Annotated in this window: 21 protein-coding genes; 15 read left to right on the top strand and 6 right to left on the bottom strand. The window is 63.8% G+C overall.

Annotated features, from left to right (window positions below; translation table 11 throughout):
- The first annotated feature begins 96 nt into the window (after positions 1-96).
- Positions 97-2472: a glycosyl hydrolase family 18 protein gene (locus tag O3297_RS01870; protein ID WP_305047595.1), complete on the top strand. Its 2376-nt coding sequence runs from the start codon at positions 97-99 to the stop codon at positions 2470-2472.
- A gap of 79 nt (positions 2473-2551) precedes the next feature.
- Here O3297_RS01870 and O3297_RS01875 read toward each other — a convergent pair whose 3' ends face one another.
- Entirely contained in the window at positions 2552-3832 is a 1281-nt protein-coding gene (locus O3297_RS01875) for a carbohydrate porin (protein WP_034777939.1), read from the bottom strand.
- Between the two features lie 309 nt (positions 3833-4141).
- Here O3297_RS01875 and O3297_RS01880 point away from each other — a divergent pair, with 309 nt between their 5' ends.
- The 8 genes from O3297_RS01880 (at position 4142) to O3297_RS01915 (ending at position 13854) form a co-directional block, all read left to right on the top strand.
- Positions 4142-5446: a sugar ABC transporter substrate-binding protein gene (locus tag O3297_RS01880; protein ID WP_151093793.1), complete on the top strand. Its 1305-nt coding sequence runs from the start codon at positions 4142-4144 to the stop codon at positions 5444-5446.
- Positions 5447-5561: 115 nt separating this feature from the next.
- Complete coding sequence (locus O3297_RS01885; protein ID WP_034777943.1) at positions 5562-6422, top strand: carbohydrate ABC transporter permease; 861 nt, start codon at positions 5562-5564, stop codon at positions 6420-6422.
- Between the two features lie 10 nt (positions 6423-6432).
- The gene (locus O3297_RS01890) at positions 6433-7251 is read left to right on the top strand and encodes a carbohydrate ABC transporter permease (RefSeq protein ID WP_034777945.1); all 819 of its coding nucleotides are present in this window, start codon (positions 6433-6435) and stop codon (positions 7249-7251) included.
- Between the two features lie 23 nt (positions 7252-7274).
- A complete protein-coding gene (locus tag O3297_RS01895; RefSeq protein ID WP_099664782.1) occupies positions 7275-8324 on the top strand; it encodes an ABC transporter ATP-binding protein in 1050 nt (349 codons plus the stop codon).
- The gene (locus tag O3297_RS01900) at positions 8324-9811 is read left to right on the top strand and encodes a mannitol dehydrogenase family protein (RefSeq protein WP_151093795.1); all 1488 of its coding nucleotides are present in this window, start codon (positions 8324-8326) and stop codon (positions 9809-9811) included. Before O3297_RS01895 ends, O3297_RS01900 begins: the two co-directional genes overlap by 1 nt.
- Before the next feature lie 16 nt (positions 9812-9827).
- The gene (locus tag O3297_RS01905) at positions 9828-10745 is read left to right on the top strand and encodes an AraC family transcriptional regulator (protein ID WP_070253872.1); all 918 of its coding nucleotides are present in this window, start codon (positions 9828-9830) and stop codon (positions 10743-10745) included.
- A gap of 55 nt (positions 10746-10800) precedes the next feature.
- Positions 10801-11727 carry an AraC family transcriptional regulator gene (locus tag O3297_RS01910; protein ID WP_052139843.1) on the top strand — a complete coding sequence of 309 codons (927 nt, stop codon included), beginning with the start codon at positions 10801-10803 and terminating at the stop codon, positions 11725-11727.
- Positions 11728-11799: 72 nt separating this feature from the next.
- Complete coding sequence (locus O3297_RS01915) at positions 11800-13854, top strand: esterase-like activity of phytase family protein (protein WP_305047596.1); 2055 nt, start codon at positions 11800-11802, stop codon at positions 13852-13854.
- A 174-nt stretch (positions 13855-14028) separates the two neighbouring features.
- Here the strand turns inward: O3297_RS01915 and O3297_RS01920 are convergent, their stop codons facing one another.
- Together O3297_RS01920 and O3297_RS01925 are read right to left on the bottom strand one after the other, a co-directional pair.
- Positions 14029-16113, bottom strand: coding sequence for a prolyl oligopeptidase family serine peptidase (locus O3297_RS01920; RefSeq protein WP_370385379.1), 2085 nt, complete (start codon positions 16111-16113; stop codon positions 14029-14031).
- A 118-nt stretch (positions 16114-16231) separates the two neighbouring features.
- Positions 16232-16939: a glutathione S-transferase family protein gene (locus O3297_RS01925; RefSeq protein ID WP_305047597.1), complete on the bottom strand. Its 708-nt coding sequence runs from the start codon at positions 16937-16939 to the stop codon at positions 16232-16234.
- 114 nt (positions 16940-17053) lie between these two features.
- On the opposite strand from O3297_RS01925, the gene O3297_RS01930 reads away from it, so the two are divergent.
- The 3 genes from O3297_RS01930 (at position 17054) to O3297_RS01940 (ending at position 19963) form a co-directional block, all read left to right on the top strand.
- Complete coding sequence (locus O3297_RS01930; RefSeq protein WP_151093803.1) at positions 17054-17419, top strand: helix-turn-helix domain-containing protein; 366 nt, start codon at positions 17054-17056, stop codon at positions 17417-17419.
- 61 nt (positions 17420-17480) lie between these two features.
- Complete coding sequence (locus O3297_RS01935) at positions 17481-18077, top strand: hypothetical protein (protein WP_305047598.1); 597 nt, start codon at positions 17481-17483, stop codon at positions 18075-18077.
- A 245-nt stretch (positions 18078-18322) separates the two neighbouring features.
- Entirely contained in the window at positions 18323-19963 is a 1641-nt protein-coding gene (locus tag O3297_RS01940) for a PAS domain-containing methyl-accepting chemotaxis protein (RefSeq protein WP_305047599.1), read from the top strand.
- On the opposite strand, the gene O3297_RS01945 is transcribed toward O3297_RS01940, so the two are convergent.
- The 3 genes from O3297_RS01945 to O3297_RS01955 form a co-directional block, all read right to left on the bottom strand.
- Positions 19946-20794: a DUF2071 domain-containing protein gene (locus O3297_RS01945; RefSeq protein WP_305047600.1), complete on the bottom strand. Its 849-nt coding sequence runs from the start codon at positions 20792-20794 to the stop codon at positions 19946-19948. The two genes, O3297_RS01940 and O3297_RS01945, sit on opposite strands and share 18 nt — an antisense overlap.
- Positions 20795-20856: 62 nt before the next feature.
- Entirely contained in the window at positions 20857-21639 is a 783-nt protein-coding gene (locus O3297_RS01950; RefSeq protein WP_034777971.1) for a 3-hydroxybutyrate dehydrogenase, read from the bottom strand.
- Between the two features lie 92 nt (positions 21640-21731).
- Positions 21732-22805 carry an AraC family transcriptional regulator gene (locus O3297_RS01955; protein WP_305047601.1) on the bottom strand — a complete coding sequence of 358 codons (1074 nt, stop codon included), beginning with the start codon at positions 22803-22805 and terminating at the stop codon, positions 21732-21734.
- A 139-nt stretch (positions 22806-22944) separates the two neighbouring features.
- Here O3297_RS01955 and O3297_RS01960 point away from each other — a divergent pair, with 139 nt between their 5' ends.
- From O3297_RS01960 to O3297_RS01970, 3 genes are read left to right on the top strand one after another with little or no spacing between them, the layout of a single operon-like run.
- Complete coding sequence (locus O3297_RS01960) at positions 22945-24555, top strand: FAD-binding oxidoreductase (RefSeq protein ID WP_305047602.1); 1611 nt, start codon at positions 22945-22947, stop codon at positions 24553-24555.
- The gene (locus O3297_RS01965) at positions 24552-26120 is read left to right on the top strand and encodes a glycerol-3-phosphate dehydrogenase/oxidase (protein ID WP_305047603.1); all 1569 of its coding nucleotides are present in this window, start codon (positions 24552-24554) and stop codon (positions 26118-26120) included. The genes O3297_RS01960 and O3297_RS01965 overlap by 4 nt, the downstream gene beginning before the upstream one ends.
- Positions 26077-26472, top strand: a complete 396-nt coding sequence (locus tag O3297_RS01970; protein ID WP_305047604.1) for a hypothetical protein — start codon at positions 26077-26079, stop codon at positions 26470-26472. The genes O3297_RS01965 and O3297_RS01970 overlap by 44 nt, the downstream gene beginning before the upstream one ends.
- The last annotated feature ends 3 nt before the right edge of the window (positions 26473-26475 follow it).

The raw sequence follows: 26475 nt of genomic DNA on the forward strand, positions 1-26475 counted from the left end.
AGCCGGCCAGGGATAACAGTTGACAAGAGCCCCTTCAGGGGCCTGCAACAGCTCACAACGTACAACCTGTACAACCATAACGGAGACCAATACAACATGAAATCGAATGCATTATTGATGGCCCTGCTCAGCGGCGTACTCGTCGCTTGCGGCGGCGGTGGCCAAGACGGTACGACCGCCACCCCGAACACCTTGCTCGCCGCCGTCGAAGCGTGCGCCGTCTGGGACGCCGCCACCGTCTACACGGGCGGCCAGTGCGTGCTCTACCAAGGCGTCACTTACAAGGCCAAGTGGTGGACGCAGGGCAATGTCCCCAGCGCCGCCGACCAGTGGGGCCCGTGGGCCGTGACGGATACGCCGACACCGACGCCAACCCCGACGCCAACCCCGACACCTACGCCAACCCCGACACCTACGCCAACACCGACGCCGACGCCGACCCCGACGCCAACCCCGACGCCGACCCCGACGCCGACCCCGACCCCAACGCCCACGCCCACGCCTTGCCGCCCGGATGGCTTGATCTCAGCCGTGCCGAATGTGCCGTATTGCAAGGTGTACGACGCGAATGGCCGCGAAGTGCTGAGCAATGGCTTGAACCGGCGCATCGTCGGCTACTTCGCCAGCTGGCGCACCGGTGTCGATGGCAGCCCCACCTATCTGGTAAACAATCTGCCTTGGGACAAGATCACCCACCTGAACTATGCGTTCGCTTCCGTCGATCCGGCAACCTCGAAAATCGCCATCGGCAGCGGCGCGGCCAATCCGGACACGGGCCTTACATGGCCGAACGTGCCAGCCGCCGCCATGGACCCATCCTTGCCGTACAAGGGGCACTTCAACTTGCTGTCGCAATACAAGAAGAAGTATCCGGGCGTGAAACTGATGATTTCCGTGGGTGGCTGGGCCGGCAGCGGCGGCTTCTACACGGCCACGACGAATGCGGACGGCAGCATCAACACGGCCGGCATCAACACCCTGGCCGATTCCATGGTGGCCTTCGTGCGCCAGTACAACTTCTTCGATGGCGTCGATGTCGATTACGAACATCCGACCACCAATAATGAAGCGGGCAATCCGAACGACTTCGCCGTCTCGAAGCCGCGCCTGGCCGGCCTGATGACGAGCTACAACCTGCTGCTGAAAGTGCTGCGCCAGAAGCTCGACGAGGCGGCCGTGCAGGACAATAAATACTATCTGCTCACCATCGCCGGTTCCGCCTCGGGCTGGGTCTTGCGCGGGGAGGAAAACATGTCGGGATTGAAATATCTCGATTACGCCAGCCTGATGAGCTACGACTTGCACGGCGCGTGGAACCAGTATGTGGGGCCGAACGCGGCGCTGTTTGACGACGGCAACGATGGTGAATTGCGTGCCGGTAACGCCTACCAGTTCCAGAACATCGGCTACCTGAACACGGACTGGGCCTACCGCTATTACCGCGGTGCCATGCAGGCGGGGCGCATCAATATCGGCGTGCCGTTCTACACGCGGGGCTGGAAGGATGTGACGGGTGGCACGAATGGCTTGTGGGGCACGACGCCACTGATCAGTTCCACGGTCACCTGCGCCGGCACCAAGACGTGCGGCACGGGCGCCACCGGCATCGACAACGTCTGGTACGACCTGGACTCGCAGGGCAAACCCACGCCAGGCGGCGGCAACCCCATCTGGCATGCGTTGAACTTGCAGAACGGTATCGTGCCGAGCTACCTGGACGCCTATAAAGTCACGGACAAGGCCCTGGTGGGCACCTATGTGCCGCATTACAGCAGCACCATGGTGGCGCCGTGGCTGTGGAATGCGACCAAGAAAGTGTTCATTTCCACGGAAACCACGCAGTCGATCGCGGCCAAGGCCCAATACATCGTCAACAACAATATCGGCGGCGTGATGATCTGGGAAATGGCGGGCGACTATGCATGGGATGCCACGCGCAACGGCGGCAAGGGCGAGTATTTCATGGGCACCACCCTGACGGACGTGCTGTACCAGGCATTCCGCACGGCTGGCGTGTATGGCAACAAGCGCGCCGAAATCGCCATGCCGGGCACGGCGGCCAACGTCAGCATCACTTTGGGCGGCTGGAAGCTGGGCGACAACAACTTCCCCATCAACCCGGTGATGACGGTGAAGAACAATACGGCGTCGACCTTGCCAGGCGGCACCGTGGTGGAGTTCGACTATCCCGTCTCGGCACCATCGGACATGAGCGACCAGTCAGGCTTTGGTTTGACGGTGATCAATGCCGGCTACACGGGACCGAACAATATCGGCGGCTTCACGAAGAACTACAACCGGGCCCGCTTCGCGATTCCCGCCTGGCAATCGCTGGCTCCCGGCGGCTCCGTGGCGCTGACCTTGAATTACCGTTTGCCGATCTCGGGACCGGCCAACTACACGGTCACCGTGGGCGGCACCAAGTATGCGCTGACGCAGGAGTATCCGGAATTGCCGGTAGCCTTGCCATAAGTTGAATCCGGTAATGTAAACAGAGAAGGGCGGAACCGCGGTTCCGCCCTTTTTAGTTTCTGGCGTTAGTTAAGCTGGCTTAAAACCAGGTTTCTACCTGGAAACCGTAGGACGTGCCGCTGGTATTGTTGTTGTAGATCGGGCCGCCGTTGTTCGACGCATTGACCGAGGCGGTGGCCGCATCGTTCCATTTGCCGTATGTCACGAAAGCGCGCAGTTCAGGACGCGACCACAGGCCAGGACCGGCCGAGATCGTCGGCGCGATGGTCAGCTTGGTCAGGCGCTTGGCTGGCTGGCCGCCCGATTGCGTCACGCGGTCCGTGCCCAGTTCGCCCACCAGCTTGAAGTTGTTGGTGAATGCGTACACAGGACGCACGCCGACCGAGGTCCAGGTCGAGGAACCTGCGGCCGTCGATTCGTCTTTTTGCCACAGGGCGACGAATTCCATGCCGAAGTTTTCCATCGGCTGGATCGCCATGTCATTGAAGACGCGCGTGCGCTTGCGGTCAGAACCGTAGGAAGTGCTGCCCGAGGCGCCGAACTGTCCGTTGCCGTCACCGCCAACACCAGGGCCGACGCCGTACTGCACGCCGAAGGTGTTGCCGCCGCCGAAGACTTTGCCTTGACGGTGGAATGCCGACAGTTGCCAGCCGTTATGTTTCGGGCCGTAGATGTCGTTGTCCTTGCCTTCGGCCGTGATAATGGTCGCGGCCAGGTCCAGGGTGCCGTTTTCATTGACGGGAATTTCGCCGTAGATGAAGTTCTGGCGCACGGCGGAACGGGTGCCGGTGATGGCGCCAGTGTTCTTGTCGCGGGCATTGATGTCGTTGTCCTTGAAGAAGGCATACGAGAATTTACCCGGGCCAACCGGAATGCGGTCCAGGCCGGCGCCCGTGCCGTTCATGTTGATGTATTGCAGATCCAGCATGTGGATGTCAGGACGGTAGTAGAAACGCTTGCCGACCCAGGCCGTGCCGCCGTTCAGGAAATCGAGTCCCTGCGCTTCGACATAGGCCTTGACGATGCCCAGCTTGTTGTCGCCGAAATCCGAGTTTGGCGCGTAGGCGTTGACCCAGATGGTGGCCAGGTAGTTCACGCCGCCGGACTTGGCAACAGACTTGGTGTAGCCGAATTCCGTGTAGGCGTCGCACTCATTGCCCAGACGATATTTCATGGTATTGCCACCCAGGCCGAAGCAGCCTTGCGAACCGCCATCGCTCGACGTATTGCTGCCGGCGCCAGCGCGCAGGTAGCCATGGAAGCCTTCGGCGTCGCTTGGGTACATGGGGTCGGCCATGGCGGAAGCGCTGGCGATGGCCAGGATCAGGGCAGGTAAAGTTTTCAACGCAGTACGGTTCATGCGGTCTCCAGAAGAATGTAAGTGGTAGCGGTGGCGCCCCTGAAGGCGACCACCGCACGCGGTCTAATGCCGAAAACCAAGTCTAGCAGCGCTTTTTTAACCACCCTGATACAAAACGTGCAAGTGCTGATACTTTCTTTCAGAGTGTTGTTTTTGCTACATATCGATACTCTTGCGCATAGTGGGCTTGCAAAAGAGTATCGAATTGCGGTTTTGGAGTATCAGAAAGTATCAAAGTCCGGTGCTACATTGTGGTCGTGGTGCCAAGTACCTGAGCATTGCCAACGACAAAAACACTGGAGACATACAATGAAACGTTACGCCATCGCCGCGCTGTTCGCCGGCTGCCTCAGCTCGTCCGCTTTTGCCGCCACCGACCTGGTTATCGCGACTGTCAACAACGGCCACATGATCGAAATGCAAAAGCTCAGCAAGTTCTTCGAGCAAGCCAATCCTGACATCAAGCTCAAATGGGTGACTCTGGAAGAGGGCGTCTTGCGCCAGCGCATGACCACCGATATCGCCACCAAGGGCGGCCAGTTCGACGTGATGACCATCGGCCTGTATGAAACGCCTATCTGGGGCAAGAAAAACTGGCTGCTCCCCATCAAGCCGGACGCCAAATACGATATCGACGACTTGCTGCCGGCCATCCGCGAAGGGCTCTCCGGCGACGGCAAGCTGTATGCGTCGCCGTTCTATGGCGAAAGCTCGATGATCATGTACCGCAGCGACCTGGTCAAAAAGGCGGGCGTGACGATCGAGGACCGTCCGTCCTGGAACCAGCTGCGCGACGTGGCGGCCAAGCTGCACGATCCGGCCAACGGCGTGTACGGCATCTGCCTGCGCGGCAAGCCGGGCTGGGGCGACAACATGGCACTCATCACCACCATGGCCAATTCCTATGGCGGCCAGCTGTTCGACATGAAATGGAAGCCGCAATTTACCAGCAAGCCATGGAAGGACGCGGTCACCATGTATGTCGACCTGATGAAGAAATACGGCCCGCCGGGCGCGGCCGCCAACAGCTTCAATGAAAACCTGGCGCTGTTTAACCAGGGCAAATGCGGCATCTGGATCGATGCGACGATTGCCGCCTCCTTCATCACGGACCCCAAGCAAAGCAAGGTGGCCGACAAGGTGGCGTTTGCCCAGTCGCCTATCGGCGTGACGGAGCGGGGCGCGAACTGGCTGTGGATCTGGTCGCTCGCCATCCCCGCGAGTTCCAAGCACCCGAATGAAGCACAGCGCTTCATCAACTGGGCCACGTCGCCCGACTACGTGAAACTGGTAGCCAAGGAAACGAGCTGGGCCAACGTGCCGACCGGCACGCGCAAGTCGACCTATGCCAGCCCCGAGTTCCAGAAAGTGGCGAAATTTGCCGCCGCCGAAGGCAAGGCCCTGGCCACCACGCGCGCCGTGCAAAGCACCTTGCCGCCGTCGCCTTACGTGGGCGTGCAATTTGCCTCGATTCCCGAATTCCAGGTGATCGGCGTGGCAGCCGGCCAGCAGATGGCGGCAGCGCTGCTGGGCAAGGTGACGGTGGATCAGGCGCTGGAGTTGTCGCAGCAGACGGCGGAGCGGGAGATGCGCAAGGGCGGGTACTACAAGTAAGCCTGCTGCATAGTTTGCGTACCCCAACGGCATAAATCTGGGGTCGGACCCTGAGGGTCCGACCCCGGTACTTTAGCTTTGCGGGTTATCGGTTCACCTGTCCCAAGAGAACATTATGAAACGCATTATCCCCCGGACTTTGCTGACGCCGGCCGTGGTCGCCGTCTCCGTCATTTCCGTGATCCCCTTATTGATCACCCTGTATTACTCGTTCGTGCGCTATTCCATGCTCGATCCGAGCGGCCATCCTTTCCATGGCCTGGCCAATTTCCACTTTTTCTTTACGGATGCCTCGTTCCTGCCGGCATTGCAGAACACGTTTACCCTGCTGTTTTCCGTCATGCTGGTCACGGTGGTGCTGGGCACGGCGCTGGGCTTGCTGATCAATGAAGCGTTCCCGGGACGCGCCATCGTGCGCGTGCTCCTGATTTCGCCGTTTCTCATCATGCCGGCCGTGAATGCCCTGATGTGGAAGAACATGCTGCTCAATCCGATCTACGGCCTGTTCGCGCAAATCAGCATTTTCTTTGGCGCCACGCCCGTCGACTGGCTGTCGGCCCATCCCCTGTTTTCCATCATCATGATGGTCTCGTGGCAATGGCTGCCGTTCGCCTGCCTGATCTTCATGACGGCCCTGCAGTCGATGGACCGGGAACAGCTGGAAGCGGCGCGCATGGATGGCGCCACCTATCTGCAACAGCTGCGCTACCTCTATATTCCCCACCTGGGCCGCGCCGTCTCGGTGGTGCTGATGATCGAGATGATCTTTTTGCTGTCGATCTTTGCGGAAATCTTTACCACCACGGGCGGCGGTCCCGGCTTCGACACGACCACCATCACCTTCATGATTTACCAGCAGGCACTGCTGTCCTATGACGTGGGAGCGGCCTCGGCCGGTGCCCTGTTCGCCGTGCTCATCGCCAACATCGCCGCCTTCTTCCTGATGCGCGTCATCGGCAAGAATCTGTCGAAATAAGGAGACCTTGATGCATAGCAAACTCAATCTGTATGGCCGCACGGCCGCCGCCTGGCTGTTCGCGCTGCTGCTGTTCTTTCCCATCTTCTGGCTGGGCCTGATGGCCTTCAAGACGGAAGGACAAGCCATTTCCACGCCGCCGCTGCTGTTTTTCACGCCCACGCTCGACAGCTTCCGCGAAGTGCTGGCACGCGACAATTACTTCGGTTACGCGTGGAACTCGCTGTTTACCAGCGTGCTCTCGACGGCCATCGGCCTGTTGATCGCCATCCCGGCCGCCTATTCGATGGCCTTCTTTCCCACGGGCGGCACCATCGGCTTGCTGAAATTCATGCTCAGCTCGCGCTACATGCCCGGCGTGGGCGCCCTGATGCCGATCTATATCTGCTATCAGTACTTCGGCCTGCTCGACACGCGCATCGGCCTGACCATCATGTTCATGCTGATGAACCTGCCCATCATGATCTGGCTCCTGTACACGAGCATGAAGGAGCTGCCGCGCGAAATCCTGGAGGCGTCGCGCATGGATGGCGCCACCGTGTGGGACGAATTCCGCCACGTCGTGCTGCCCCTGTCCGTGGGCGGCATCGCTTCCACGGCCCTCGTGTGCATGGTGTGGTCGTGGAATGAGTCGTTCTGGTCGCTGAACCTGGGCGCCTCCAACGCGGGCACGCTGGCCTGGCTCATCGCCTCGTATTCCAGCCCGGAAGGCTTGTTCTGGGCGAAATTGTCGGCCGCTTCGCTGATGGCCATCGCGCCCATCATGGCGCTGGGCTGGTTCTGCCAGAAGCAGTTAGTCCAGGGTATGACCTTTGGCGCAGTCAAATAAACTACAGAATAGAGACACACATCATGGCTTACCTTCAACTGAGCAATATCGAAAAATTCTTTGGCGAGCACCGCGCCATCAAGGGCATCGACCTGGAGATCCGGCAGGGCGAATTCGTCGTCTTCGTGGGTCCGTCGGGTTGCGGAAAATCCACCTTGCTGCGCCTGATCGCGGGCCTGGAACCGATCGACGGCGGCAAGCTGTCGCTCGACGGGCGCGACATCACGGCGCTGCCATCGTCCAAGCGCGATCTGGCGATGGTGTTCCAGTCGTATGCGCTGTATCCGCACATGACGGTGTTCCAGAACATGTCGTTCGCGCTGAAACTGGCCGGCGTCGATCCGGCCATCATCCGCGAAAAAGTCGACAAGGCGGCCGCCATCCTCGACCTTGGCAAGTACCTGGAACGCACGCCCAAAGAATTGTCTGGCGGGCAGCGCCAGCGCGTGGCCATCGGCCGCGCCATCGTGCGCGACCCGAAAGTGTTCCTGTTCGACGAACCGCTGTCGAACCTCGATGCGGCCCTGCGCGTGCAGACGCGCATCGAGATCGCCAAGCTGCACCGCGAACTGGGCGCCACCACGATTTATGTGACCCATGACCAGGTGGAGGCGATGACCCTGGCGGACCGCGTGGTGGTGCTGCGCGACGGCCAGATCGAGCAGCATGGCTCGCCATTGGAACTGTATGACCGTCCCGCCAACCGCTTTGTCGCGCAATTCATCGGCACGCCCAGCATGAACGTGGTGCCCGCTGACGCGGCGCCGCAGCTGCTGGCACAGGCGGGCAGCGCGGCGCAGGCGGACGGCTTCGTCGGCATCCGCCCCGAACACGTGCACCTGGGCGCGGCGCAGCCGGGCAGCGTGCCCGTCACGGTCGACCTGGTGGAGTCCTTGGGCGTGGAAACCCTGACCTATGTGCGCTTGCCGAACAATGTGCAGGTGGTGTCGCGCGGGGCGGAGCGCAGCAGCCTGCAGCCGGGCCAGCAGACGCATTTGACGTTCGAGCCGGGCTTCGTCCATTATTTTGACCGCGCCGGCAAGACCTACGCGGCGGCGAAAGGAGCGCTGTAATGGACGCCATCGCATTGAACCAGGCGAACCTGGCCAAGCTGCCGGTGGACGCAGCCGTGCCCGCGTATGCGCGCGGCGCGCTCGTGCCCAGCATCGTGCACATCGGCGTGGGCGGCTTTTTCCGCGCCCACCAGGCCGTGTATCTCGATGATTTACTCGGACTGCAGGGCCAAGGCCAGCAGCACGCGCAGTGGGGCTATTGCGGCGTGGGCTTGCTGGCGCATGACGCGGCCATGCGCGACGCCATGCGGGCGCAGGATGGCTTGTACACGGTGGTCGAGCGCAGCGCGGCCGGCGACAGCGCGCGCATCATCGGCTGCGTCGGCGAATACCTGTATGCGCCCGACGAGCCGCAAGCCGTACTGGAAAAGCTGGCCGACCCTGGCACGCGCATCGTCGCGCTGACCATCACCGAGGGTGGTTACTATGTGAACCAGGGCACGGGCGAATTCGACGCCGGTCATGCCGATATCGTGTATGAACTGGCGCACCCGCAGGCGCCGCGCTGCTCGTTCGGCTATCTGGCGGCGGCGCTGGCCGTGCGCCATCAGCGGGGCCTGGCGCCGTTTACCATCATGTCCTGCGATAACCTGCAAAACAATGGCGACGTGACGCGCAAGATGTTGCTGGCCTTTGTCTCTCTGCGCGACGGGGAGCTGGCGCGCTGGCTGGCCACGCATGGCAGCTTCCCCAACAGCATGGTCGACCGCATCACCCCGGCCACCACCGATGAACACCGGGCGCTGGTGCGCGACAGCTTTGGCATCATCGACGCCTGGCCCGTCGTGTGCGAGCCGTTCCGCCAGTGGGTCATCGAAGACGACTTCCCGCAGGGGCGGCCGGCCTGGGAGCTGGTGGGCGCGCAGATGACGCACGACGTGCTGCCATATGAAAAGATGAAGCTGCGCCTCTTGAATGCCAGCCACCAGGCCCTGTGCTACATCGGCATGCAGCTCGGTTACACGTTTGCGCACGAAGCGATGAACGATCCTGGCATCCGCCTGCTCGTGCGCCAGATGATGGATGAGGAAGTGACGCCCTTGCTGGATGAAGTGGAAGGCATCGACCTGGAGCGGTACAAGGCCACCCTGATCGAGCGCTTTTCGAATCCGGCCGTGCGCGACCAGCTGGCGCGCATCGGCACGGAAGGTTCGGCGCGCATCCCGAAATTCGTGCTGCCATCCGTGCGCGAAGCGCTGGCCCGTGACGGCGCCATCAAGCTGCTGACGTTTACCGTGGCGTGCTGGTTTCGCTACCTGGAAGGCCACGACGAGCAGGGGCGCGAGATGCCCTTGAACGACCCGTATGCGGCGCGCCTGCGCGCACTGGCGCTGCAGGGCGGGGCGGACGCGACGGCCTTGCTGTCGCTGCGCGAGCTGTTCGGCGAGTTGAGCGACACGCCAGCCTTTACGCAGGCGGTGGGGCAGTCGCTGGCCAGCCTGTACGGGATGGGTGCGCGCGCGGCGCTGGAACAGATCGTCGCCTGACGGGGGAGGGCGCGCCATGCCACGCAAAGCCGATGCCTCACTGCCGCAGATGGAGCTGGAACAGCAGCGCGACGCCACGCCAGGCTTCGAGCCGAAAGGCAGTTTTGGCTTCATCCGCTACCTGGAGCACGGCTTTCCGAATTCGCTGGTGCGCTGGCATTACCACGACGAGTATGAACTGCACCTGATCGTCGAAAGCAGCGGCAAGGTCTTTGTCGGCGACTACATCGGCCAGTTCACGCCCGGCCACCTGGTGCTGACGGGACCGCGCGTGCCGCACAACTGGGTCTCGCTCGACACGCCGCCGGAAGGCGTGGCATTGCGCGACATGGTGGTCCAGTTTTCGCATGCGCCGCTGGCGTCGATGGCCACCGCCATTCCCGAATTGAAGGATATTTTTCCGCTGCTGCAGCGCGCCTTGCACGGCGTGGAATTTTTTGGCGTCAGCGAACAGTCGCTGCGGCGTTTCCAGCGCATCCGCGACAGCAATGGCCTGCCGCGCTTCATCGAATTTTTGACACTGCTGGGCGAACTGGCGCAGACCAGCGATTACCAGCTGCTGTCGACGGTGCCGATGCAGTCGAGCGACGACGACGTGGCCCTGGCGCGCATCAGTTCGGCCATCAACTTCATCGTGCACAATTACAGCAGCCAGTTTTCGCTGAAACAGCTGGCCGAGCAGGTGGACATGCCCGAGCGGACGTTTTCGCGTTTTTTTCGCAGCGCCACGGGCAACAGCTTTACGGACTTCGTCAACCGCCTGCGCATCAACAAGGCGTGCCAGCTGCTGATGGAGACCGAGCGCTATGTCAGCAACATCTGCTACGAGGCGGGATTCAATAACGTGGCCAATTTCAACCGGCGCTTCCTGGAATTGAAGGGCATGACGCCGAAGGAGTTTCGCCAGCAGGCGCTGGGCCGTTTTGGCGCCTGAGGCTTTTTGAGGTACATTGGATGGCACAGGCGGGGACAGCCTGGGAGAGACAAGCATGGAACACCTATGGCAGAAGGACAGCGAGCGCAAGGCGCCCGAGCTGGAACGGGAAAGCTATGATGGCATCATCAATTACCTGGAACACGGCTATCCCAGCTCGCGCGTGCGCTGGCACTGTCACGAGGAATATGAGCTGCACCTGATCGTCGCCACCAGCGGACGATTGTTCGTGGGCGACTATATCGGCGAATTCTCGCCTGGCCACCTGGTGCTGACGGGCCCGCGATTGCCGCACAACTGGATTTCCAACGTGATGCCCGAAGGCGGCGTGGCCTTGCGCGACATGATCGTGCAATTTGCCCATGCGCCGCTGGCCGGTGCCGCGCGCGTCATCCCCGAACTGCGCGAACTGCTGCCGCTGCTCGAGCGCTCCAGCTATGGCGTGGAGTTTTTCGACATGGGCCACGAGGCCGAGCAGCACCTGGCGCGCATCCGCGCCACGCATGGCGCCGAACGCTTCGCCGAATTCGTCCAGCTGATGAGCAAGCTGGCGCGCACGGCCAATTACCGTTTGCTGTCGACCGCCTCCCTGCGCTCGTACGACGATGACGCCACCCTGGCCAAGGTCAACTCCGTCCTCAACTACATCACGGACAATTACCGCGAGCCGATTTCGGCGGAAATGCTGGCCGATCAGGTGGGCATGTCGCTGAGTAAGTTCTCGCGCTTCTTCCGCAAGGCGACGGGTAACAGCTTCACGGATTTCATCAGCCGCCTGCGCATCAACAAGGCGTGCCAGTTGCTGATGGATACGGATCACTATGTGTCGAACGTCTGTTACGACGTGGGTTTCCAGAACGTGGCCAATTTCAACCGCCGCTTCTTGCAGGTGAAGGGCGTCACGCCCAAGGAATTCCGGCGCCAGGCAGATGGCCGCTTTGGCGGCATCGGCGGGCCCGTGGCGGATATGCCACAGGCCTGACGACTGTCACGGGCTTGTCACTTTGACTGGTTATGCTCCACGGTTATCCCACCCACCTTAGCCGAGGAATGCATGAACACTGCTGTAACGTCGATCCCGAAACTGACCCTGTTGGCCATCGCCGCCGGCCTGACCCTGGCCGCGTGCGGCGGCAGCGACAATCCGCCGGCGGAGCCTTCCAAGCCCGTGGCGCAGACGGGCGTGTTCCTCGATGGCGCGGTGGAAGGACTCGATTACGTGGCGGGCAGCGCGGCCAAGGCCAGCACCAATGCCAAGGGCGAATTCATGTGCAACCCGGGCGATACTGTCGCCTTCAGCGTGGGCGGCCTGGCCCTGGGTTCGGCGCCATGCGGCGCCGTCGTCACGCCGCTGGCGCTGGCCGCCAGCACCAACGTGGCGGACGACAAGGTCGTCAACCGCCTGCTGGCGCTGCAATTGCTCGATGACGACAGCGATCCGTCGAACGGCATCAAGCTGACGGCCGAAGTGAAGGCGGCGCTGGCCGGCAAGACGCTGGACTTTGCCGCCGCCCCGGCCGGCTTCAACGCGGCGCTGGCCGCGCATCTGGCAACGGTGGGCGGGAAATTCGCCGGCCGCACGGTCGATGCGGAGCGCCGCGCCCTCGTGCGCGAGCATTTCGAAGACACCCTGGCCTCGAAAGCGGGCGCGCCCGTCAACGAGGCGCTGACGCAAGCCAATCCGGTCGGCGAAGTGAAAGTCACCGTGACGCGCTACCAGATCCAGGCGGCCGATAAATTCTACGTTCCGTACGAAGGTACCAACGCCAAGATCAAGGGCGAATTCCCGAACGGCTTCCTGCCGTCGTACGGCTCGGGCCTGGCTTACAAGGGCAAGAATGCGGCCGGCGACCTGGAATTCTATGGCTTGACGGACCGCGGCCCGAACGGCGACGGCCCGCTGGTGCCCGATCCATCTGGCAAGGGCACCATCGGCAGCAAAATCTTCCCGTCGCCCAGCTTCACGCCTTCGTTCGGGGTACTCACGGTGGGCAAGAACGGCGCCGTGCTGGCGTCGAGCACGCCGATCAAGGTGTCCGCCACCGTCAACAGCTCGGGCTTGCCCGTGCCCGTGGGCGCGGTCGGCAATTCGGCCGAGATTCCCGTCATGGATGCGATGAAGTTCGATGCAAACGGCAAGGCTGTCTTCAATGCGGGCGGCCTCGATTCGGAAGCCATCGTCGTCGATGCGAAGCGCAATGCGCTGTGGGTCTCGGACGAATACGGCCCCTTCATCATCAAGATCGATGCGGCCACCGGCATCATCCAGGCCAAGTACGAACCGGGCAAGGGCTTGCCAACCCTGTTCGCCAAGCGCCGCGCGAACCGCGGCATGGAGGGCATGACCTTAGATACGAGCAACGACAAGCTGTATGCCTTCCTGCAAAGCCCCCTGTCCGACGGCACGGCGCCATACACGGTGACGAGGAAGAATGAGCAGGTCGAGCGCTTCGCCCGCTTCACGCGCTGGATCGAATTTGACCCGACGACGGGCACCAGCGGCAAGATGTATGCGTATCCGCTGAATGCGGCCGACTACCAGGATGGCCGCACGGGCAACGCCAAGCTGGGCGACATGGTGGCGCTGGGCGGCGGCAAGTTCCTCGTCATCGAGCAGGGTGCCGCGCCGTCGGGCAAGGTGTTCAATAAATTGATGCTGGTCGAATTGAAGGGCGCCACCGATATCTCGGCCGCTGCCTTCAACGCGACGACCTCGGACCTGGAAAAAAGCAGCATGGGCGGCGCGGCCGTGAATGGCGCCGACTGGACCGCCGTCACGCCGCTGAAGAAAACCCTGCTGCTGGACTTGAATGCCATCGGCTGGGCGGCGGAAAAGGCGGAAGGCCTGACCCTGATCGACGACTCCACCATCGCGCTGGCCAACGACAACGACTTCGGCCTGAAGACGAAGATCTTTGACGCGAACGGCGTGGAAGTGGCGGATGCCGACGTGACCAAGTGCACGGTCGATGCCAGCGGTACTATCGTCACCAGCGCCGCCGCCGGCTGCAATGCCGCCAACACCATCCGCGTGGCGCGCGGCGACGACCGCGAACGCCCAAGCCGCTTGTGGATCGTGAAGTTTGCCAAGGCGCTCACTGCGTATTGAACGATGGTGGATGTGTCGGATTACGCGGCGCGCGCGCCGCTAATCCGACCTACGCATGGAAAAAGCCGCGCGGTGCTGGGATGCACCGTGCGGCTTTTTTGTTATGAAGAGCGAACGTAGGTCGGATTAGGCGGGGCCGCCGAGGCCAAAGGCCGTAATCCGACATTCATCCGATTACTTCTTGGTGTAGGTATTGAGCCAGTCCAGCACCGTGTGATGCCACAGCAGCGAGTTCGCCGGTTTCAGCACCCAGTGGTTCTCGTCCGGGAAAACCAGCAGCTTGCTCGGGATGCCCTGGCGCTGCAGCGCCGTGAAGGTGCCCAGGCCTTGCGCCGTGGGGATGCGGAAGTCCAGGTCGCCCTGGACCACCAGCATCGGCGTCTTCCAGTTCTTCACGAAGTTGACGGGATTGAACTGCTCGTGCTTGGCTGGCGCATCGTAGTAGGGGCCGCCGTTTTCCCATTCCGTGAACCACAGTTCTTCCGTTGCGTAAGCCATGCCGCGGTTGTCGAACACGCCGTCGTGGTTGACCAGGCACTTGAAGCCGTCCGGCCAGTTACCGGCGATCCAGTTCATCATGTAGCCGCCGTACGACGCACCCAGCGCGCAGCTGCGCTCGCGGTCCAGCCATGGGAATTTCTTGGTGGCCGCTTCCAGGCCCTTCTGCAGGTCGACCAGCGGCTTGCCACCCCAGTCGCCGCTGATGGAGTCCGTGAACTTCTGGCCATAGCCGGTCGAACCGTGGAAGTCGATGAATACGGTGGCGTAGCCGGCGCCCGCATACACTTGCGGATTCCAGCGGTAGCTCCAGCTGTTGCCAAAGCTGCCTTGCGGGCCGCCGTGGACGAGGAAAGCGACCGGATACTTTTCGCCGGCCTTGGCATTCCATGGCTTCATCACGTGGCCGTAGACGGTTTCGCCATTCGCGCCCGCGAACGAGAACTGCTCATATTCGCCGAAGCGCACGTCGGCCAGGGCCGCCGCATTCTGCTTCGTCAGCTGGACCATCGGCGCGTTTTCCGACTTGGCGTCGAGCTTGCGCGTGTACAGCTGCGCGCCCGAGGCCAGATTCGCTTGCGCCAGCACGATGGTATTGCCGCGCACGTCGAAGTCGCCCACGGCGCCCTTGCCCGTCAGCGCAGCGACCTTGCCGCTGGCCGCGTCGATGTGGAACAGGCGGTGCTGGCCCACGTCATCGGCGGCGACGAGGAAAGCCTTGCTGTCAGGCGTCCAGCGGAAGTCGGCCACGGAACGGTCCCAGTCATCGGCCACGGTGCGCTTCTTGCCGGTGGCGACATCCATCAGCACCAGGTGGAAACGGTCCGCTTCGAAGCCCGGCTTGGTCATGGCGACATAGGCCAGGGTGCGGCCATCGGGCGACCAGGTGGCTTTGGCATCCCAGGCCGGATTGTCGGCGGTGAGATTGCGCGGCGCCTGGCCGCCGGCGGCAGGAATCGTGTAGATGTCGAAGTTGGTCGACCACGATTCCGTGCGGCCGGCCACGCGCACGGAGAAGGCCACCGTCTTGCCGTCCGGGCTGAAATGGTATTCGCCATTGTCGCCGAACGGCTTCGATGGGGCGTCGCCGTCGAGGGTGCCGCTCAGGCTCACGGGCGCGGCGCTGACCTTGCCGGTGGCGTCGATCGGCGCCGAGTACAGCGCATTGCGGCGGCCATCGGCCCAGGTATCCCAGTGGCGCACGAACATCTGGTCGTAGACCATGCCGGTCGCCTTGTTTTTCGCTTTTTCATCGAGGCGCTTCTTCGTGCAGGCGATGTCCGCGCAATCGAGGAAGACGCCCATGCTGAAGGCCAGGCGGTCGCCCTGCGGCGACAAGCGGTAGGTGTCGACGTCCAGCGCCAGGTCGGTGACCTTGGCCGCTTCGCCGCCGGTGAGGGGCAGCTGCCACACTTGCGAGGAGCCGGAGCGGCCGGACAGGAAGTAGATGGCGTCGCCGTTCGGCGACCATTGCGGGTCGCTGGCGCTGGCATCGCCGCGCGTGAGCTGGCGCGGCGCGGCGTTCGGCGCGCGCAGGTCGATCATCCACAGCTGCGTGTTGCCGCGGTTCTTGTCCAGGTTGGTGGTGCGCACCGTGTAGACGACGCGCGTGGCGTCCGGCGACAGCACGGGGCTGCCCACACGTTCCATGGCCACCATGTCTTCCACGGTGAAACCGCGCGGCGCGGCCAGCGCAGGGATGGCTGCGGTGGTGGCCATGGCGGCACTGAATGCTCCCAAGAGCAGCAGACGTAAACTCATTCAAACTCCCGATTCTTATGACGACGTTATCGATATGGTATTGACGTGGCCGGCTGTACCGCCGGCAGCCCGACATCATAGCAATAAAGACGCGCTTGCTGCGGGAGTTGACCGCCGGTTAGCCGGCCGGCAGTGCCAGTTGGTCGAGCGCCACATGGCCCAGGAAGCCGCCCTGGCTGGCGGCCGGCAAGCCCGCCTCGATGGCGTGGGCAAAGCGGATGCCGGGGTCCTGTTCCAGCGCGGCCAGCAGGCGTGCCACGTGCGGATAATGGGCCAGGCTGGCCAGCTGCAGCGGTTCGGCCCAGCGCGCCGTGGCGGCCAGGTAGGCGTCGGCGATGGTCGGTGCCGTGTCCGAGGCCAGCCAGGCGCGGCCAGCGAGCAGGCGCTCCAGGTGCGCCAGGCTTTTGTTGACCTTGTCGACGGCCATTTCGCGCCACACGGCCGCGCGCGCATCGTCCGGTGCCGCGCGCGATGCCTGGAAGGCGGGCATGAAGGCGGCATGGAAGGTCGTGTGCAAAAAGGATAGCACGCTGTTCAGGCGGTCGTATTGCGGCGTGCCTTGCGCAAAGCCCAAGCCTGTGTGCGGCGTGCGGGCGGCGATGTGTAGCAGGATCGCCATGCTTTCCAGCAGCGGCGCGCCCGCGTGCGTGAGCAGGGCCGGCGTCTGGCCCAGCGGATTGATGGCGAGAAAGGCCGGATGCTGCTTGCTGGCCGGGTCGCGCGCTTCCACGCGGGCAAGTTGGTACGGCAGGCCGCTCCATTCGAGGGCGGCGATGGCGGCAAACGAGCAGCCGAACGGCACGCTGTAGATCAGGGTGGTTTCCAAGTCAAAACTCCAAGTTGGGTGAGGAAGGGCAGTCTAAGTGCAATGCTTACTATTTGGAAGAAGGCAGAATAATGTGATATAGGTACATTTTTTATACCAGGTACGAAGCCAACCATGAAAGACAATGTCTCCGGCTGCGCCGTGGAAGAAGCCATGCGACTGCTGGGCGGGCGCTGGCGCATCGTGCTGCTCAGCTATCTGATGGCGGGGCCGAAGCGCTTCAGCGAAATCCGCCGCGCCGTGCCGAATATCTCGCAGCGCATGCTGACCCTGGACTTGCGCGCGCTGGAAGAGGCGGGCTTGCTGACGCGCACGATCTACGCGGAAGTGCCCGTGAAGGTCGAGTACCAACTGACGGACGAGGGTCTGCGCTTGCGCGAGCTGGTCGAAATGCTGCGAACCATTGGCTTGCGGCTGCGTGGACAGGCGGACGCGGGCGGGGCCTTTCTCGCACCCGATGCCGTGGATAATTCCCTATAGAAACAGCTGATTTGATGCAAAGTGCTAGACTGCCGGCCTTTGATCACTACTCTCGACACCCATGCGCCTGACTTCCCTCGCCCTGACCGCCGCCGCCCTGTTTACCGCCTTGCCGGCCCAGGCGGCCACCATGCCGACGCTCGAACAAATCCACGCCGCCGTGCAGGCGGGCGTGGCCAAGACCCAAGCCAGGATGCAAACGACTGTGCCGGTACCGATCGCCGTCAAGGTCACCAGCTTGACCGGCTGCCAGGATTCGCAGGAAGTGCCGGGCGAAGTGGTGTGCCTGGTCGCCATGAGCGCCGGCATGCGCGATGCTTTCATGGTGCTGCCGCTGCGTAACGAGAACGGTACCTGGGTGGGCGTCGAGCGCAAGGACGCCAAGTTCGCGGGACCGTCGCCGGCCGAGGCGCAAGCCATGATCCGAAGCTGGGCCAAGGACGAAGTGGCGCGCAATCCGGAAGCGGCCAAGGATGTGCAGATGCAGGAAGCGCAGACGACCATGCAGGTCAAGGCCGTCAATGAGTGCGACGTCAAGCGCAAGACGGGCTATCTCGTATGCGATACGGAATTGAGCGTGCCGAGCCGTCCGGAAGGCATCAAGACGGAACTGACGTTCATGCTGGAAAACGGCAACTGGCGTTACGTGCCACGCTAAACGCTACGCTGTTTGCCGCCGGGACAATCGCCTTGTTCCGGTATCTCTCCCCATTCCCCTGCGGCTACGCCGCCACCTGCAATCTTTGCAGATTCGCAAGGCAATTTCGCCAGTAAAAATTGCCCATTTAAATTAATAATTAAATATTAAAATTAATGTATCGATGCGGACTGCCGCCGGCGCGGCGTTGTCCGGCGTTTTGCTTCTTTCCCGCTCCCGCACGGGCTACAGCCAAGGATACGACCATGCGACTCAATCTTCCCGTCACTGCTACCGAGATCAACCTGAGCGATACCGAGACCATCGTCTCGACTACCGACTTGCAAGGCAATATCACGTATGCGAACCCGTATTTCATCGCCGTCAGCGGCTACAGTGCGGAAGAATTGATCGGCGCGCCGCAAAACATCCTGCGTCATCCGGACATGCCGGTCGAAGCGTTCGCCGATTTCTGGGCCACCATCCGCTCGGGCCGCTCGTGGAGCGGCATGGTGAAAAATCGTTGCAAGAATGGCGATTACTACTGGGTGCTGGCGAACGTGACGCCGGTGGTGGAAGACGGCGTGGCCGTCGGCTACATGTCCGTGCGCACCAAGCCCACGCGCCAGCAGGTGGCGCAGGCATCCGCCCTGTACGCGCGCATCAAGGCGGGGCAGGCCGATGGCATCGTCATCAGCCAGGGCGCTGCCGTGCGGACTGGCTGGCTGGCCAGGCTGGCGAGCCTGCGCGACCTGCCGCTGGGTAAGCGCATCGGCTGGAATTTGGGCTTGCTGAGTCTGGTATTGCTGCTGCAGCTGGCGTGGAATGCGGGGGCGTTGCCGGCCGGCGCGGGCGGCTGGCTGACGGGCCTGTCCGTGGTGGCCCTGTGCGCGAGCTTGTATTTCTGGCACAGCTTGCACCGTGCCGTGCTGCAACCCTTGCAGCGGGCGCGCCAGGCCTGCGACGTGATGGCGGGCGGCGACCTGACGGGCGAGCTCGACACCACACGGCGCGACGAGATGGGGCAGTTGCTGCGCTCGCTGCGCCAGCTGCGCGTGAACCTGCATTCCATCGTTGGCGACGTGCGCGGCAATTTCCTGCGCATCAGTATGGCCAGCCAGGAAATCGCCGCCGGCAATATGGACTTGTCGGGCCGCACGGAAGCGCAGGCGTCGGCCCTGCAGCAGACGGCGTCGAGCATGGAGCAGCTGGCGGCCACGGTGCAGCAAAACAGCGGCAACGCCGTGCAGGCCAGCGACATGGCGGGCAAGGTCCACGGCCTGGCAGGGCGCGGCGGCGAGATCGTCGGCCAGATGGTGAACATGATGGCGGACATCGACGCTTCATCGAAGAAGATCGGCGACATCACGGGCATCATCGAAGGCATCGCCTTCCAGACCAATATCCTGGCCCTGAACGCGGCCGTCGAGGCGGCGCGCGCGGGCGACCAGGGGCGCGGTTTTGCCGTGGTGGCGGGCGAAGTGCGCAGCCTGGCGCACCGCAGCGCGGCGGCGGCCACGGAAATCAAGCAATTGATCACGGCGTCGCTGGCGCAGGTGCAGGCGGGCGCGAAGCTGGCGCAGCAGGCGGGCGCCAGCAGCGCCGAGATGCTGGGCGCCGTGCAGGGCGTGCATGGCATCATGGAAGAGATCGCCTCAGCTTCGCGCGAGCAAAGCCACGGCATCGGCCAGGTCAACATGGCCGTCACGCAAATGGATGAAGTGACGCAGCAGAACGCGGCGCTGGTCGAGGAATCGGCGGCCGCCTCGGCCTCGCTGCAAGACCAGACCTTGCAGCTGGAGCAGGCGATGGCCCTGTTCAAGCTGGAACGGCGGCGCGGCGGCCCGGTTAGGCCCGTGCGGGCGCCGGAGCGCCGCGCCGCCACCGCGCTACAGCAGCCGCTCTGACAGCGCCTTGAAGGGAACCTTGGGGACGAGAAAGGCGAACGGCTTCGAGACGGGTGGCAACTGCCCCAGCAAGCCACAGTCGGCGCGCAAGGCCGTCAGCGCTTGCACTTGATCCACATCAACGGGCAAGTCGATTTCGCCGAAGACCAGCTTGCCGTTGCGCGGCACGTGCGCAATGGCCGCATCCTGGCAAGCGAGGAAGGCGACGGCGTCGCGCCAGTTGCCGAACAGCGCCTGCCAGTCGGCATCGAGGGTATGGTCGGTCACGATGTCCGCCTGCACTTCCAGCGATGGCGCGCTGCCGGCGCCGCCTGCAATGCTGCAGCGTGCTTGCGTGGGCGTGACTTCCAGCGTCATGCCGTCGGCCAGGTGGGTCGGCAGGATGTCGCTGAACAGCCGCGTGCCCAGCGCATGCGGCAAGCTGTCCATGATGTTTTTCAAAAAGTACACGCAGGGCACGGCCGGCGCGCCCGGAGGCGTGTGGTCCAGGTACAGGCGCCAGTTGCTTTGCAGGGGCGATGGCAGCAGCTTGCGCAGCGGACCCGGCAGGGCCGGACCGAAATGCCCGTGACGGTAGGTCAGCACGGTAAATGGCGTCTTGCCGTCGCGCTGCCACAAGGTTGCGCCGGCGGGCAGCAGTTGCTGAGCGGCAGCGGCGTCGACCAGCCAGCTCACGTAGACGACGTCGCGCACGTCGCTGTGCAGGGTAAGGAAGGGCAGGCGCGACATGACGGCCTGGCGCAGGTTGGCGAAACGCGTGGAATTGGCGAGCGCCGCAAACAGGCGCCCCGGCCAGCCCGCGCGCGGGTGGCGGTAAGTGTTGTCTTGCAATTGGGAACTTTCAGATGCGGTGATGCAGGCGGACGGCGCCGCCTGCCGGATACATTACCTGTTTATTGCATATGCCAGCCGTGACTCACTACTATTGACTGGCCGCTCAGGGCGTTCGACGGGAACGCTGCCAGGAACACGGCCGTTTGCGCCACGTCCTGCGTGGTGGTGAATTCGCCGTCAATGGTGTCTTTCAGCATCACTTTCTTGATCACGTCTTCTTCGCTGATGTTCAGCTGGGCCGCCTGTTCGGGGATTTGCTTGTCGACCAGCGGCGTGCGCACGAAGCCGGGGCAGATGACGTTGGCGCGGATGCCGTCTTTCGCACCTTCCTTGGCCACCACCTTGGCCAGACCCAGCAAGCCGTGCTTGGCGGCCACGTAGGCGCTCTTGAATGGCGAGCCTTCGTGCGAGTGCACGGAACCCATGTAGATGATGGCGCCGCCGCGGCCCGCCTTGATCATTTCGCGCATGCAGGCGCGCGTGGTGAGGAAGGCGCCGTCCATGTGAATGGCCAGCATCTTTTTCCATTGATCGAACGGGTAGTCGACGACGGGGCTGATGATCTGAATGCCCGCATTGCTGATCAGGATATCGATGCCGCCGAAGTGGGCCGCCGCATCCGCCACGCCCTTGTCCACTTGTTCTTCGCTGGAGACATCCATGGCGACGGCAAACGCCTGGCCGCCCGACTGCTTGATTTCCTCGGCCGTCTTGCTGGCCGCTTCCAGGGCCAGGTCGGCGATGACGACCTTGGCGCCTTGTTTCGCGTATTCGATGGCCATTTCCTTGCCGATACCACTGGCGGCGCCGGTAATCAGTGCGACTTTATCTTTGAGTTGCATATTAATCCTTTGCATTGCGGGTTGGAGTGATCGTGGAAAACCTGACTGCGCCAGTATAGCGAGAAAACGCGCCGCGCATGCCCCGCGCACGCCTAAGGGGCTTGCTGCTTGTCAAGTCGCTTGTCAAGCATTTCCTGTAGCCGCCAGGCGCCGGGATTGGTGCCCGCCCAGGTGCGAAACGCGTGATTGAACGCGCTTTGTTCCTGGTAGCCGAGCAGGAAGGCGATGTCGACCAGCGACAAATCCGGCTCGCGCAGATAGTCGCGCGCCAGGCCGTACCTGGCCTGGTCCAGCAGGGCCTGGAAGCTGGTGCCCGCGTCGGCCAGCTTGCGCTGCAAGGTGCGCGGCGTGACAGCCAGGGCGGCGGCAACGGTGGCCAGCCGCGCCGATCCCTGGCGCAAACCCGCCACGATGGCCGCGTGCACTTGCGCGTCAATGGCGCCGCCAGTGTCTGTTTCAGCTTCTCGCAGCGCCAGCAATTGTTCCGCATGCTGGCACAGCACGGGGTACAGGCTGACGTCGGCGTTCGGCACGGGCCAGTCCAGCAATTGCGCATCGAAGGTGGCCGTGTTGGCGGGGGCGTTGAAGGCGGGCAGGCTGCCCAGCACGCGTATGTATTCGTCGCGGTGCGCCGCGTGGCGCAGCAGGTCGTCGCCGCCATCGTGGCTGAACGCCAGTTGGGCCGGCGGCAGCGGCATGCCCGCCAGCCAGTCGCCGCAGACGCGAATGCCGGCAAAGACGCTGTCGACCAGGTGCCGGCTGGCGCCCGGATAGTTGCTTGCCCAGCGGTAATGGGCGACGGCGCCATCGCGCTGCAGGGTCGAGCGGCCCAGGTCGTGCGCCAGCCGTTCATAGCGGGCCGTCTGTTCCAGCGCCTGGCCCACGTTGCTGCAACTGAGCAAAATCAAGCCATACGCGCTGTAGGTGCCCATGCGTACGCGCTGCCCCACGTGCAGGCCGAAATGCGCATCGCCCGCCAGCTGCGCACCCGCATCGAGCAGGCGCACGTAGTCGCGCGCGGCGAGGCTGGGCGCGGATGCTTCCAGGCTGTGCGGCGCCACGCCGGCCGCCTGCGCCAGGCTGGCAGGCGTGATGCCGTGCGCCCCGGCCGCTTCGAGCAGCGGCTGCAGATAGGCGCCGGCGACCCGGCCGTCAGTACTTGTCATGATGGAACAATGCGATTGTCATGAAAAACCAATACCCTTCGTCTGTGGCGGCATATGCTATTGATCTAGCAAGAAAATCAGGCAAGAACAGTATAGCAAGCCGCCGTGGCGCGCAACTGGCCGAACACAGGGGATGTCGATGCAACGCTGGAATGGCTGGGGGGACGAGAGCATCACGTATGCGCTGAGCGAGGATGCGCTGGCTTTCTTGCGCGCGCGCCTGGGACCGGGCAGCGCCGTTGTCGACGCCACCTTCGACGATGCCTGTGCGCAAGTGCCCGCTTCGCGCCTGGCGCCGCATCCGCTGATCGACACCCAGCCTGCCACTCGGGTGCGCCATGCGCTCGGTCAAAGCCTGCCCGACTGGTTTAAATTACGCCATGGCCGCATCGGCGCCGTGCCCGATGGCGTGGCCTTTCCGGACAGCGCGCTGCAGGTGCGCCAGCTGCTCGCGTATGCGCGCCAGGCGTGCGTGGCCGTGATTCCCCACGGTGGCGGCACCAGCGTGGCCGGGCATTTGACGGTGGCTGCGGGGCCGCGCCCCGTGCTGGCGCTCAGCCTCGCGCGCCTGTGCGCACTGGGCCACCTGGACCGCGAGGCGCAGCTGGCCACGTTCGGCGCGGGCGTGTATGGCCCCGACCTGGAAGCACAACTGCGCGCGCACGGCTACACCCTGGGGCACTACCCTCAATCGTTTGAATATTCGACCCTAGGCGGCTGGATCGCCACGCGCTCGTCGGGCCAGCAATCCTTGCGCTATGGCCGCATCGAGCAGCTGTTCGCGGGCGGCGAAGTGGAAACGCCGGCCGGCACCCTGAGCATCCCCACGTTTCCCGCTTCGGCGGCCGGCATCGACCTGCGCGAAATGGTGCTCGGCTCCGAGGGCCGGCTGGGCATCGTGACGCAGGCGACGGTGCGCGTCTCGCCGCTGCCCCCTTATGAAGCATTCCACGCCGTGTTTTTCGCCGACTGGGGCCAGGCGCAGGAGGCCGTGCGGGCGCTGGCCCAGTCGCGCCTTCCGCTGTGCATGCTGCGCCTGTCGAATGCGCTGGAAACGCAAACCATGCTGACCCTGGCCGGGCACAAGAAACTGGTGGGGCTGCTGGAACGCTATTTGTCCCTGCGCGGCTGCGGCGAAGGCAAATGCATGCTGATGGTGGGCGTCAGCGGAGAAGAAAAACCGGCGCGCGCGGCCCTGCGCGGCGCCCTGGCGCTGGCGCGGCGGCACAAGGGCGTGCACGTGGGACGCCACATGGGCGACAAGTGGAAGCAGGGGCGCTTTCGCAACGTCTATCTGCGCAACGGCGCCTGGGAACACGGCTATGTCATCGATACGGTGGAAACGGCCGTCGACTGGCCGCGCGTCACGGCGATGATGGCGGCGCTGGAGCAGGCGGGCGCCAATGCGCTGGCGGCGCATGGCGAGCAGGTGCACGCCTACACGCATTTGTCGCACGTGTATGCGCAGGGGGCCAGCGTCTACACCACGTATGTGTACCGGCTGGCGCCGACCTTTGAAGACAACATGGCGCGCTGGCGCACCTTGAAAGACGCGGCCAGCGCGGCCATCGTCGCCAACGGCGGCACCATCAGCCACCAGCATGGCGTGGGCACGGACCACGCGCCCTGGCTGGCGGCGGAAAAGGGAGAACTGGGCATCGCCGCCATGCGCGCGCTGCTGCGCCAGTTCGACCCGCAGGGCATGATGAACCCCGGCAAACTGCTGCCTGACGCCGGAGGCCCATCGTGAACAGGGGGGATTTGCCTGGGATCCTGGCGCGCGAGTGGGATATCTTGATCGTCGGCGGCGGCATCACGGGCGCCGGCATCCTGCTGGAAGCGGCGCGGCGCGGCTTGACGGCGCTGCTGGTGGAGCAGCGCGATTTCGCCTGGGGCACGTCGAGCCGCTCGTCGAAGCTGGTGCACGGCGGTTTGCGCTACCTGAAGCAGGGCCAGTTCGCGATGACGCGCGAGTCGGTGCATGAGCGGCAAGCCTTGCTGACGGATGCGGCGGGGCTGGTCGAACCGCAGGGTTTTGCCTTTGGCGACTACACGGGCAGGAAGCCGGGGCGGCGCCAGTTCATGCTGGGCCTGGCCATCTATGACGTGATGGCGGGGCGGCGCGCGCGCCGCTATGTCGATGCGTCCGACTTTGCCATGCTGGCGCCGCATATCCGGCGCGACGGCCTGCAGGGCGGCATGCTGTACCAGGACGCCAAGACGGACGATGCGCGCCTGGTGCTGCGCGTGCTGCAGGAAGCGCGCCGCCATGGCGGCGTGGCCGTCAATTACCTGGGCGTGGCATCGCTGCTGCATGACGACGGCAAGGTCGCCGGCGCCACGTTGAACGATGCGCTCGATGGCACGGTATCCACCGTGCGTGCGCGCCTGGTGATCAGCGCCACGGGCGCCTGGGCCGACGCCTTGCGCGGCCAGGTGGGAGAAAAGCCGAAACTGCGGCCCCTGCGCGGCAGCCATCTGCTGCTGCCCGCGTGGCGTTTGCCGCTGGCGCAAGCCGTCAGCCTGATGCATCCGCACGATGGCCGCCCTGTCTTTGCATATCCATGGGAGGGCGTGACCCTGGTGGGCACCACCGATGTCGACCATGGCGCCAGCCTGGACCTGGAGCCGGCCATCACGCGCGGCGAACTCGCATATCTGCTGGCCGCATTGCAGTGGCAGTTCCCGCAGCTGGCGCTGGGCGAAGGCGACGTGCTGGCCACGTTTGCCGGCGTGCGTCCCGTGATCGGCAGTGGCCAGCTTGACCCGTCGAAGGAAGCGCGCGAACATGCGCTATGGCTGGAAAACGGCTTGCTGACGGTAGCGGGCGGAAAATTGACGACGTTCCGCGTGATCGCCCTCGACGCCTTGCGCCGCGCGGCCCCGCTGCTGCCGGGCTGGCAGGCGGATTTGCGCCCCTTGCCGATTTTTGACGCCACGCCGCCCTTGTCGGGCAAGGCCCTGGCGCTCGACGGCGAGCAGCGCGAGCGCCTGCTGGGCCGTCATGGCGCGGCCGCGCAGGCCCTGTGCGATGCGGCGCAGGATGGCGAACTGGCGCCGATTCCCGGCACGCAGACCCTGTGGGCGCAGCTGCGCTGGGGCGCGCGCATGGAAGACGTGCAGCATCTGGACGACTTGCTGCTGCGGCGCACGCGCCTCGGTTTGCAGCTGGCAGGCGGCGCGCTTGCTATCATGCCGCGCCTGCGCGCCATCTGCCAGCATGAACTGGGCTGGGATGACGCGCGCTGGGAGGAAGAGCGGCAGCGTTACCTTGCCCTGTGGCGCCGCCATTACAGCGTGCCGCAAGGCGCATGAAGCAACGATAAAAACTATAAAAGAGGAGAACATCATCGAGACCACCCTGTTTGGCCAGCCCCTGGCGCTGGGCGACGCCCGCATCACCTACGACAGCCTGTCGCCGCTGGACTTGCGCCAGCCCGTGGATGCCCTCGCCGACGATCTGGGCGAAGACCTGCTGCAAATCACGTGCGCGAATGGCGACATCGTCGATGTGGGCTGGTATCCGGCATGGAGCGAGCAGGGACGCTTGCGCGTGGTGGCCGTGCGGGGACAGGACTGGGAAGCGCCCGTGTTCAGCGCGCAGCCTGACAAGGATCCGCAGGCGCTGCTGCAAGCGTTGCGCGCCGCGCTGGCCAGCGTGGCATAAGCC

The organism is Janthinobacterium sp. SUN128, from assembly GCF_030587275.1.
GTDB classification, from domain to species: domain Bacteria; phylum Pseudomonadota; class Gammaproteobacteria; order Burkholderiales; family Burkholderiaceae_D; genus Janthinobacterium; species Janthinobacterium lividum.